Source organism: Microcoleus sp. Pol11C2, assembly GCF_036701505.1.
Taxonomy (GTDB): domain Bacteria; phylum Cyanobacteriota; class Cyanobacteriia; order Cyanobacteriales; family Microcoleaceae; genus Microcoleus.
This window is the reverse complement of the sequence record NZ_JAUBQX010000071.1, coordinates 17,382-29,192: the sequence shown is the minus strand read 5'-3', so window position 1 is coordinate 29,192 and position 11,811 is coordinate 17,382. Positions and strand designations below refer to the sequence as shown.

Annotated in this window: 6 protein-coding genes; 1 reads left to right on the top strand and 5 read right to left on the bottom strand. The window is 43.0% G+C overall.

What is annotated here, in order from left to right; all coding sequences use genetic code 11:
* Nucleotides 1-69 precede the first annotated feature (69 nt).
* The 4 genes from QUA42_RS25460 to QUA42_RS25445 form a co-directional block, all read right to left on the bottom strand.
* Nucleotides 70-483, bottom strand: a complete 414-nt coding sequence (locus QUA42_RS25460) for a hypothetical protein (RefSeq protein WP_333141186.1) — start codon at nucleotides 481-483, stop codon at nucleotides 70-72.
* 338 nt (nucleotides 484-821) lie between these two features.
* The gene (locus QUA42_RS25455) at nucleotides 822-2,042 is read right to left on the bottom strand and encodes a heparan-alpha-glucosaminide N-acetyltransferase domain-containing protein (RefSeq protein WP_333141184.1); all 1,221 of its coding nucleotides are present in this window, start codon (nucleotides 2,040-2,042) and stop codon (nucleotides 822-824) included.
* Nucleotides 2,043-2,123: 81 nt separating this feature from the next.
* Nucleotides 2,124-3,536: an adenylate/guanylate cyclase domain-containing protein gene (locus QUA42_RS25450; protein WP_333141182.1), complete on the bottom strand. Its 1,413-nt coding sequence runs from the start codon at nucleotides 3,534-3,536 to the stop codon at nucleotides 2,124-2,126.
* A 48-nt stretch (nucleotides 3,537-3,584) separates the two neighbouring features.
* Nucleotides 3,585-9,113, bottom strand: coding sequence for an ATP-binding sensor histidine kinase (locus QUA42_RS25445; RefSeq protein WP_333141180.1), 5,529 nt, complete (start codon nucleotides 9,111-9,113; stop codon nucleotides 3,585-3,587).
* Nucleotides 9,114-9,470: 357 nt separating this feature from the next.
* On the opposite strand from QUA42_RS25445, the gene QUA42_RS25440 reads away from it, so the two are divergent.
* Nucleotides 9,471-10,352 (top strand): Cof-type HAD-IIB family hydrolase, encoded by an 882-nt coding sequence (locus tag QUA42_RS25440; protein WP_333141178.1) that lies wholly within the window; start codon nucleotides 9,471-9,473, stop codon nucleotides 10,350-10,352.
* A 560-nt stretch (nucleotides 10,353-10,912) separates the two neighbouring features.
* Here QUA42_RS25440 and QUA42_RS25435 read toward each other — a convergent pair.
* Nucleotides 10,913-11,803: an alpha/beta fold hydrolase gene (locus tag QUA42_RS25435; protein WP_333141176.1), complete on the bottom strand. Its 891-nt coding sequence runs from the start codon at nucleotides 11,801-11,803 to the stop codon at nucleotides 10,913-10,915.
* Nucleotides 11,804-11,811 lie beyond the last annotated feature (8 nt).

Sequence of the window (11,811 nt, the reverse complement as noted above, 5' to 3'; positions counted from 1 at the left end):
CATCTTTTTATTGTCACAATCAAGTATTGCATATAATTGTATCCTAGTCTTGATAATGATTTAGGATTGCTATAGAGGTTTTGTAGCTTGTCCGATCGCATCTGATGTACCTCGTCCAAAGTTGTTGCCGTAAAGACCAAAAGGTCGCCCTTGTTCTGGATTGCGATCCGTAGAAATTGCACACCTCCGTTCCACCCCACGAATCAGAATCGGTGTAGGTTGTTCGCTCTCCACTGTCAATGGCTTAATGTTAGAATCTAGTAAAGCTTCTCGCAGTGAACTGAGTGAGGGATGTTCGGCTACCTGCATTTCATCTTGGGCAAATAGCGAACCACCATAAGCACAAAAAAGATCGTCATGAGCGAAATTGAGATACCACTCCATCTGAGTGCTATCTTGGGATGGCTCGTACTCAAAATATCCCTTTCGCTCAGAAAGCTCGGTCTGATGTTCGAGAGGAGAAAAATATTCTGGAAGTGGCATTGCATACCATCGGGAAAACGCTAATTGACCCCGATGAGCGCATCCAGGTGGACAACAAATGTCATAAACGAGCTTTTTATTAGGGTGGTAAAATTTTGGTGGGTGAGAATTCATCAGAGCTTGCGTATCAAATGTCTCCCTACATATCAAGCTATCTAAGAAGTCGTTCATTGCTCTCTCCCTTCCAACATTGAAACACTTTTTTCAAACGTTAACCGCCAAAGGCTTTGGATGTCAAGACCGACTAGCTCTTAGATACCCGACTTCTTGAATAAGTCGGGTATCAGGGGTATCAGGTTATTCTATTTTTTTAGGCAGGCTTACTTATTGCTGACTACTCAAATTTTAATCGCCCAACCACGGCGGTACATTCCATACAAAATTAACCACCAAAATAATACCGCAGTCACGGCAAACGCTAGAGAACCATTCAGCGGCCCCGCCCACGGCACAAACCAGTTTTCATAAATCAAAGTGTAGGTAGTAGGAGCATTCTCTCCAATGCCGATATGGGTTTTTAACAGGATTCTGGCGACAATACCGGAAGCAACAAATAGGAAAATTGCATTCAATCCCATGATTTCAAACGGCCTCCCCCATTTCCAATTCCGCACTTCTATTGTTTCGTAGCAAGCTGCTAGTAATAGCAACGCCCAACCAGCAGTAAAAACTACATAAGAACTTGTCCAGAGTTGTTTGTTGATCGGAAATAAAAATCCCCACAAACGGCCGATTACTAAGCAACTGAGGCCGCAGATTGCTAAGTTGATACTGGTGCGGGTTTTGATTTGCTGTACTCGCAGCCATTCTCCGGTAAAGTAGCCTGTGAGGACTGTGACAACTGCGGGTAAGGTACTCAACAATCCTTCGGGGTCAAAGGGGCCGCCTTTGTACAGGTATTGGCTACCGAGAATTAGCCGATCGACATATCCTCCTAAATTTCCTTCTGGCGTGAGTTCGCCGGCAGTGTACCCCCCTAAAGGCACTACGGTTAATGCAGCCCAATAGCCGAAAAGTACGGCAACAGCGAGCAGTTTTTGATTGCGGGGGGAAAGGTTGAGAATGGCGATCGCACTGATGAAATAAGCTAAGCCGATGCGCTGCAATACTCCCATGATGCGGATTTTACCGAAGTTTTCAAGCGGGGCGCTGTTGAGAAGTACGTCAAGGGCGATCGAAGATGTATTTAGCAGCAATCCTAATATAAATAGAATCGCGGCGCGGCGCGCAATTCGCCAGTAAATATTGGAAGAAGGAAGAAGGAAGAAGGAAGCAGGAATAGGTTTTTTATCGGATTCTGATTTTTCCTTTGTTTGTGTAATTTTTGAGGTTTCTATTCCTGTTTTTGGATAAGTTTGAATATATTTAGACAGCGAGAAAGACATCGCGCAGCCAACGATGAACAAGAAAAACGGAAATATTAAGTCTGTCGGGGTGCAGCCGTGCCATTCTGCGTGTTCTAGCGGTGGATACACCTGTTTCCAACTACCGGGGTTGTTGACTAGAATCATTGAGGCGATCGCAATTCCGCGAAAAACATCAAGGGATTTGAAGCGCATGGGGAAGAAGGGAGGAGGAACAGGGAAGAGGGAAGAAATAAAACTACTAATTACAATTATCAAGTTCCCATTAACTATTGGCTAAATTTCAATCCCTTCCAGAGTCATAATTACTGCATTTTTCATCAACATATCGCAGCGTTCTGCATAAAAAGATGCGGCCTTATCATACTTATTGATTTGTAAAACGCGCAGAAACATTTGCCTTGCTTGCGCGAATTGCTGCTGGTAGTGAAAAAAAATTCCCTGTTCAAAATAAGTTTGAGTTTGTGCTTTTAGTTCGATCATTGTCGGCGAGTCGCCATCGTAAATTTCAAATACAGCCACAGGTGTTTGTTTTCCTTTGACTTGAACGCGATCGAGAAATCGGCACTTGTAATGTTGAGGATCGTCTATCCGGCAAAGGGTTTGGACGCTAGCTACAATAGCCACCCCATAAAGCTTTGTCAATCCTTCCACGCGGGAAGCTAAATTAACGGCATCCGAAATCACCGTACTTTCCATTCGTTCCGCTTCGCCAATCGTACCTAACATTAAAGTCCCCGTATGCAAGCCAATCCCTATCGAAATAGGTTGATAGCCACTGTTTTGCCTGTGTTTGTTATAAATTTTCACTTGCTGCTGCATCTCAATTGCTGCTTGCACAGCATCTTCAGCCCTGTTAGGAAACAAAGCCATAATCCCGTCACCAATGTATTTATCTATGAAACCGTTGTACTGGCGGATAACTGGGCCCACTCGGCTTAAGTAAGAGTTAAGAAATTCAAAGTTTTCTCGGGGAGACATACTTTCGGACAGACTTGTAAATGAGCGAATATCGGCAAACATAATCGTCATTTCTGCTTGTACAGAGTCTCCCAGTCTGGCATCAACGATGCTTTCTCTTTTGAGAAATTTCAAAAATTCACGGGGTACAAAACGAGCTGATGCAAGGGCAATTTTTTCTAGTTCGCTTTTACTGGACTCGATTTGATTGAGCGATCTAAATGCTCTCAGTGCGGTGACTACTGTGGTAAATAATTTTTTGTTAGTAAGTTCTGTTTTGGTTTTGTAATCATTGATATCATAGCTGACAATTACTACATCTTCTGGTACTTGCCCGGGCTGTCCAGTGCGTAAAATAATCCGCACTACTTGATTATTTAAAATATCGCGGATGTATTTAACTACTTCCAAGCCTGCTTCGTCTGTTTCCATAACTACATCGAGTAAAATCAAGGCTATGTCGTAGTTATTTTGGATTATTTCTTTAGCTTCTTTTCCTGAGTAAGCGCTGATAAAGGTTATACTTTTTCCTTCAAATTTAAAATCGTTTAACGCTAGTTTAGTAATATTGTGAATTTCTATTTCATCATCTACAATTAATATTTTCCAACTTTCTTCTAGGGGTTTTTGTTCCGCCTCGTCTTCCTCGGCAAATATTAATTCATCGTCGCCCGCCGCGATTAATTCGTCATCGCCTGGAGCCAACAGGTTTTTACTAGCTTCTGACATATATCTTTCTCCTATATAAAACTTATATCCATGTTGGCGGTCTCATAACTAATTGCTCATTTTAGCGGGAAATTCAATCATAAATTTTGTGCCTTTATTTACTTGACTTGTGCAGTTAATTGTGCCTTTTAATTTTTGAGTAACAAGGTTATAAATAATGTGCAGTCCCAATCCCGTGCCTCCTTGACCTCTTTTGGTGGTAAAAAATGGTTCAAAAATTTTACTGAGATTTTCTGGGTCAATTCCTTTGCCGTTATCTGCATATTCAAATATTAGCCGATCGCCCTCTAGTTTGAAATCAAAAGCCAGAACTCCTTCGTCTTCTCCATCGTAGGCGTGAATAAGGGAATTCAACACCAGATTTGTCACAATTTGACACACTACGCCGGGGTAACTGTCCACTACAATATTTTCATCACACTTAATATTTATTTTGTGCTTAGTTCTTTTTAGTTTGGCTGTTAAGGATGTCAAAATTTCCTCTAGATAGTTTTTAACATTAAACGTGCGTTTTAACTCGCTCGACTGATCTACAGCTACTTCTTTAAAACTGTGAATCAAGTCGGCTGCCCGCGTGAGGTTAGATAAGATCATATTACTGCTTTGCACGGCAGTATCCAGAAACTTTTCTAACTCGGAACGTTTTATTTGGCCGTTACTGTAAACCTCAAAAAACTTTGTGGCTTTTTCAGCAAGGAGGGAGGCGGCGGTGATACCGATGCCGATGGGAGTATTGATTTCGTGGGCAACACCTGCAACCAACCCTCCGAGGGCAGCCATTTTTTCCGATTCTACCAGTTTATTTTGAGCTGATTTTAAGTCTTCTAAAGTTTGGGAGAGCTCGGAGGTACGCTGCTGTACTAAATTTTCTAGATTCTGATTGAATTGGTGCAAGTTGGCGTAAAGTTGAGCATTTTTGATGGAGATAGAAATTTGAGAAGACAGCAGTTTTAATATTTCTAACCTGTCTTGTGTAAAAGCGCCTGTAGTCAGATTGTTTTCTAAATATAGAATGCCAGTGAGTTGGCTTTGATTAAGTAACGGAGTGCAAAGAATTGATTTAGGTTGAACTGCCATTATATAGGGTGTGCGGGTAAATTGTCCTTCGCTGCTGGCATCGTTTAAAACTATACTTTCCTGGGTGCGGGCGACGTAATTCACAACTGAAACTGCCAGCAAAGTTACTTCTCGATCCTCGGCAACAAAATCTATCGGAATTGATTGCATGACAGCAACGCGATCGACATCTACAGATCCTGATGCTTCAATCACCCATTGACCCTCTTTTTCTAGTATTAAAAAGCCTCTTTGCCCCCCCGCATTTTCAATAACAATTTTCATCATTGTTGCCAGCAGTTTGTCGAGAACTATTTCGCCGGCTAAGGTTTGCGATGCTTTAACTGCTGTGGTCAAGTCTAGCACGGCTGCACTGTCGTTGGTAGTGGAAGCGCTGCTGGTAGATTTGTCAGTTTCAATATTAGTTGAAATCGAGCCTGAAGTTAGCAAGTGCGAGTATTTTGATTCTAAATGCGCTGCTTTGGCTGTTGCTCCCCAGCGCTGATAGCAATAACGCGCTTCTGTTAAGTAAGTTTTAGAATTTTTTTCTCGTCCTATGGATAGATAAAATGCTCCTGCCAATTCTGCTGCTAGTGCTTGTACTTGTATGTATCCGTTTTCTTGGGCTCCTTCAATTGCGCGATCGTAATATTCCATTGCTCTCACAACATTGCCCAAAACCCGCGCTTTTTCTGCTGTAAGTAAGTCGCATTTGTGCTGAAGATTCATGGGTGCACAAAGCGCTTTTTGTTGTAGTTTTTTCCGGTTGCTGACTGCGTAAAAAATATGCTCTTCTTGTTCTTCATTTGTGGCAGATGGATAGGCTGCTAGACGGGCGAGAGAATCGTAAAACTGGTATTCAGAAACATTAATAAAGCCTGCAACTCCGTCTAAATATACTTCCGCTTGCGCTGCATTTTCTAGCGCTGTAGCGGTATCTCCAAATAAATACGCTAGTATTAATTTTTGCAAATAAAAGTGCTGTAGTCCCACCCGATCGTTAGCTTTCAACAGCAGCGACAACAATTTTTCTTCGCTGTATGCTTCACCTAATACAAGGTGTGAACTTTCCAATTGTCCCATCAATTTCAAAATAGTTTGCCGATATATTTGATTCCAAGTCAATACAGTTTCTTGCTTGAGTTGAAACAGCAAATGGTTGTAACTTACCATTCTCCGTTCCAGTTGGGGCAATTCTTGACCGATAAAATACAAAGACTGACAAATATTTACGGCTGCATATCCGACACATTCTAAATCCCCATTTTCTAGCGCGCTTTGATAGGCGTCCTCTAATAGCGGCAAAGAGTCTTTAACATGATGCTTGCCGTTCATCAAAATGAATGCTACTAAATTAAGCGTTTTGCTTTTAAATTCTAACGCATTTAACCTATCGCTCAAATTCAAAGCTAATTGACCGAAGCTATCGCCCGATTCAATATCTCTAACTATTCCTTTTAAAATTGCTCCGTAATTAGCATAACCGAAGGCAGAAAAAGCAGAGTTTCCGTAATTAATAGATAAATTAACTTGCTCGCACACAATTAGCGGCAGCAGCACAGGTTCAACTATAAATGTAGCTGAAAACATACTGGAAAGCACGCGCATAGTTGCTAATTTATGCGGATTGGTCATAATTGGCAAGTTAATTAAATCTTCTATTTTCTTTTCGGTTAAATAAGCTGCTGTTTTAGCTAGGGCTTGCTGAATGTGGAGGGGAATCGGCGATTCGGGAAAGTTTATTCCTAACATTTTTAATGCTTCACGACCAATTTTTACTGATTCTTGGAGTTTGGTTTGCATCGCACAAGCTATGATTCTGATTTCAAACACTTTGATTTTGTCTAGTTCATTTTTTGCGTGTTGCAGAACAATTTCAGCCCATTTTTCCATTGGCTCAAAGTCGGTATTGAGGTAAGCAGCTTCTGCTGCTGCCTCGTAGAGTGCAAGAGTCAAGTCGTAGTCCGTTTGCCAACTTTCGGGGGGCAGCAGTTCAATTCCTGCGGTTAAATATTTCAGGGCAAGTTCGTAAGCTGCACTTGCTTTTGCTTTGCGGCCTGCCATTAAATTTAATTGGCATAATTGAAATTGTTCTAATTGGCTGGTGATGATTTCTTTGGCAAAATTTAGTTGGTTTACGGTATCAAAAATATGCTCTTCTAATTGCTCTGGCGGTGCATTTTCGAGTAAAAAGTTGCCTATCTTTAGATGAATTTCTTTTTTTTGAGAATCGGATATTAAAGCATAAGCTGCCTGCTGCACTCGCTCGTGCAAAAATTTGTAAGTTGCGCTAGGAACCTCAGCCACTGGTAGGGACAAATTCTCGCTAAAATCTCTAGATATTGTGTCTGTTACTTCTGTACTTGCTGCTAGTGCAATCGGAATTTTGTAGGCGTTATTCACGAGCAAAATCAGACCGGAATGAAGTGCCTCACCGAGGTCGGTTGCTGCGGACGCCAGAGGTTTTTCGGCGATTGTCGAGAGAGTTTTTAAATCAAATTTATTTCCGATACAAGCAGCTAATTTAAGCAGTTCCTGGGTATTATCTGAAAGTTTCTGAATGTTATCTATCATTAATTGTACAACATTGTCAGTTATTCCCATTTCTTTTATTTGTTCGATATCCCACTGCCACTGGCCTGTGATAGGGCATTTTTTCACAATTTGCTCTGAGATTGGTTGCGCTAAGCCCGACAGGTTAGGTTTAGCTATATCGCTCACATTATTCGAGGGATAAAGTTTAAATTTAATAAAATTTTTTGAGTAAATAAATTTTATTAATTGATTTAAAAAGAAGGGATTTCCACCAGTTTTTTGAAAAAGCAACTCGGCTAAACTTAGCGAGTTTTCGGGGGCGCAGTTCAAAGTATCGGCGACGAATTGGTTGACGCTGCTTATATCTAAAGGCGAAAGGGCGATCGCACTTACAGTGCCGCCTGCTTGTTTAATTGCTTCGGCGGTCAGCATTATGGGATGATGTGCATCTACTTCCTGCTCTCTATAAGCTCCAATTATTAATAAATATTGAGTTTCCACGTCAGTTGCTAGCAGTTCTATTAACTTGAGAGATGCTGAATCGACCCACTGCAAGTCGTCCAGAAAAATTACTAGGGGGTGTTCTTTTTGAGCAAAAACGCGGATGAAGTTTTGAAATACTAAATTAAAGCGATTTTGAGATTCATTTGCTCCTAAATCTGGGACGGGGGGCTGCGGTCCAACAATCAGCTCTAATTCGGGAATAGCTTCAATAATTACTTGGCAGTTACCGCCGAGTGCTTTTAAAGTTTTGTCTTTCCAAACATGGATTTCTGCGGTATTTTCGGTGAAAATTTGTCGCAACAAATCTTGAAAAGCTTGGAGCAAAAAAGCGTAGGGAATATCGCGCTTAAATTGCTCAAATTTGCTGTCAATAAAATACCCGTTTTCCCGCCGAATCGGCTTGTAAACTTCATATACTAACGAAGATTTGCCCACACCGACCCCACCAGAAATTAGCACGATTTCTGTATTGCCTCGCCTCATCCGCTGGAAGATACTGAGAATCATATTAACTTCTGCTTCTCGCCCGTAAAATTTTTGGGAAATTTGCAGGTGACTTGACCGATCTTGCTCGCCGAGGGTTATGTGGGAAATTTCGCCTGTACTTTGCAGTTGATCCAGACAATTTTCCAAGTCGTACAAAAGTCCGAAAGCACTTTGATACCTGTCTTCGACTGTTTTTGCTAATAGTTTTATGACGATATCGGAAACGACTTGAGGAATCTCCTTGGTTCCTACTTGATTGATTCTGCCTTCGATGCTTCTGCTTTCTACTTTTTGCTTTCTGTTTTCACCAGGAGAAACTGGCGTTTTGGCAATATGGCAGTGTACTAATTCCATGGGATCGATCGCATGAAAAGGCAATTCGCCACACAGCATTTCATAAAAGGTGACGCCTAAAGAATAAAAATCGGTGCGGTAGTCGATCGCCCGATTCATGCGTCCCGTTTGTTCAGGAGACATATAAGCGAGAGTGCCTTCGAGTAAATGGGGATCGCTGGGGGCGGGGTTTTCGCCCGGTAGCAGGGAGGCGATCGCAAAATCAGCAATTTTGACATCTCCTGTCTCGATATTGACAATAATATTGCTGGGTTTAATATCCTTATGGATGATGTGGTGTTCGTGGAGTTGTCCAAGAGTTTCTGCTAGTTTGATGGCAATATGCAGAAATTGTTGTAACTCTAACTGGTTGTTGCTGAGAAAGTCTTTTAGGGAAATACCACCAAAATCTTCTAAAACTAAAACAGGAAAGTGATTGTATGTTTCTATTTTGTAAAGCTTGATTATTCCGGGCAAACTCAAATTTTTAAGAATTGCGGATTCGTGCAGGAGTTGGGATATTTGCGCTGGGGTAGGGTATATCGGGGTGAGAGTTTTGAGGATAACGGGTTTTTGTTCCTCAAGCTGCAGGCCTCGATAAATAACTGTGTGAGGGTTTGTATAAAGTTCTTCGTCAATGCGGTATCCAGGGATAGAAATCATGATATTTGGGGATAATTTGAAATATTTGGTTATACAATTTTAAATGTTAGATTGGGAATGATTGATGCCATAAGATTTTGAATCATGCCTACAGTTAGATTCTTTTTTACCACAAGTATTATTAAGTAAGTGGAAATACACATCGCCGATCGAGTGTGGTTTTTACGGCAGTAAACTGGCTACTATTATATAGCTGAGCTAAATCCATCCCTAAAGGGCCCTCCTAGATACTTTTTTTGTCGCTTATTTACTTATCTATATTTTAGTCTTCAAAAAATCAGAAGTCGCACTTTGCTATCCCGCCAGTGCCAAAATAAATGGGTGCTTGCAAATCAACAGCTAAAATCTAAAAAAATCATGCAGAATATAACTGCCTCAAATCCAGCTAATGCGACCGATCGCGCTTTTGGCACCGCAGACATTCAATTGCTGGTAGTGGATATAGACGGCACGATCGCAGGTTTGTCAAATACCATCCGAGAACCAGTCAAGCAGGCAATTTTGGCTGCCGAGTCGCGGGGAGTGAAAGTGGCCGTCGCTACGGGCAGGATGTATCGCTCAGCTTTGCGTTTTCACCGCGACATCGGCTCAACATTGCCGCTGATTTGCTACCAGGGCGCGTGGATTCAAGATCACGCTACTCAAAAACGGCTGCGGCACTTGCCGCTGTCGAAACAAACTGCTCTGCAACTGTTAGATCATTTTGAAGAACCGCATTTGCGACCCCTCCTTTCGATCCATTTCTACATTGACGATCAACTTTACGTGCCGGAAATTACCGCAGCTACCCGAATTTATGCCGAACGATCGGGCATTGAACCAATAGTGATTAAAGATTTGCGGCGAGATCTTCCGGGGGAACCGACGAAAGTTTTGGCATTGTGCGAGAATCCGGGGGTACTCGACGGCTTGCTCAGCAGTATGCGGCAGCGCTACACGCCTGCGGAGCTTTATTTGACTCGATCGGTTGCTACTTTTTTTGAAGCTACGCATCCTTTGGCGAATAAGGGAGATGCGGTGCAGTATTTAGCGGAGGAACTTTTGGGTTTGCAGGCGGCGAACGTGATGGCGATCGGCGACAATTTTAATGATGTAGAAATGATTGCTTACGCGGGTGTGGGCGTGGCGATGGGCAATGCTCCTGAGGGCGTTAAGGCTACTGCTGATTGGGTGGCGCCGGATGTGGAGGAAGATGGGGTGGCGGCTGCGATCGAACAATTTGTTTTGGGCGATCGTTGATATTTGTAGCACCAATACCGCAGGGGCGGGTTTAGCTACATTTGGAAAAAATGTATATCAACTCGCCCCGACCCAGCGACAATTTATTATTATATAACTCTCTAGTTTTGAGTTCTATGCAATCAAATTTTGATGCTCAAAAAAAATCCACACTTTCGGATTTTTCGAGATTAAGTCGAGTCAATTGCTTTGTTTGTAACATCCGAATATTTATTTAACGAACCGCGAAGACGCTAAGAACGCAAAGGAAGAAATGAAGAAAGCGGGGCGGGCTTACAGATCTTCTGGATGTGAATTTATAGATAATTTCAAACTCTTAAAAATGGGTTCCAACAGAAAGAGCACCGACGACTGGCCGTGTTTCGTCTCGGTGCTCTTACTGGTTCGCTCCTCACACGTCCATCAATATAGCTGACTCAGTAAATTGTGTCAATACTTTTTCCAAAAATTGTTTTTTGAGTCGGCTGCTGCGGGGGTGTCGGTGCGGTAGCTCGGGGCTGAACGTTATGTACTGCAAGGGTTTTGGTCGATCGCCCGCCATTGGATCGAGCAGAAAAATTTTACTTCAATTCCAGCAACCAGTCCAAAATCAGAGCGTTGACTTCACTCGGCCGCTCGTCGTGAGGACAGTGGCCTGTGTTGGGAATGGAAACAAATTTCACTGGTTTATCGTTGGCTGCCAATTCTTGATAAATCTGGCTGCCGGCGATTGGCGTCCAGGGGTCGTCTGCGCCCCAAAGTACCAATAACGGACGATCGACTTTGGGCAGCAATTCTGAGGGTTGAGGGCCTGGAGGGGCTGTGAGAATCGAGGCAAACACTTGTTGAGCTCCGGGCTCGCAGGAGGGGGCGTGGAGGAGTTCTACGAGTTCGTCGGTGATGGCTTCGCGGTTCCCGTAGACTTGGCGCAGGGTGTTGCGGATGCGGTGTTTTTGGCGGATGTTGTTGAAGACAAAGGGGCCGATCAGGGGCGATCGAACTAATTTAGTAAAAGTCCCCATCACTACTCGCAGCGGGAAATTCAGTTCGTCGGGCCGGTGGTTGAGTCCGCCAGCACAGTTGATTAAGACTGCGCCGGCTGATATTTCTGGATGGTTGGCGACTACCATCAAACTCAGCAAAGCGCCGATCGAATTCCCGACAAATACCGCCGGTTCCTGTACCAGATCCGCCCAGAAATCAGTCAGCAATTCTTCCCACAATTCCAGAGTGTAATCTAGGGCTGGTTTGGCGGAAGCACCGAATCCCAGCAAGTCCAGAGCAAATACGCGATAGCCGCCGGCTGCGATTACGGGGATATTTTGCCGCCAATGTCCGATCGAAGCGCCAAATCCGTGAATCAAGATCAGAGGGCGGCCGGTTCCTTGGACGGTATATTGGATTTTGTGACCTTTCCAAGTCCAAATTAGCTTTTCAAAACTCGTTGCAGATACTAGCTGTTGTGCTGTCACGGCTCTTA

What these genes read in the sequence shown, in the direction of transcription:
- QUA42_RS25460 (WP_333141186.1), bottom strand. Translation starts at nt 483, where the DNA reads ATGCCACTTCCAGAATATTTTTCTCCTCTCGAACATCAGACCGAGCTT.
- QUA42_RS25455 (WP_333141184.1), bottom strand. Translation starts at nt 2,042, where the DNA reads ATGCGCTTCAAATCCCTTGATGTTTTTCGCGGAATTGCGATCGCCTCA.
- QUA42_RS25450 (WP_333141182.1), bottom strand. Translation starts at nt 3,536, where the DNA reads ATGTCAGAAGCTAGTAAAAACCTGTTGGCTCCAGGCGATGACGAATTA.
- QUA42_RS25445 (WP_333141180.1), bottom strand. Translation starts at nt 9,113, where the DNA reads ATGATTTCTATCCCTGGATACCGCATTGACGAAGAACTTTATACAAAC.
- QUA42_RS25440 (WP_333141178.1), top strand. Translation starts at nt 9,471, where the DNA reads ATGCAGAATATAACTGCCTCAAATCCAGCTAATGCGACCGATCGCGCT.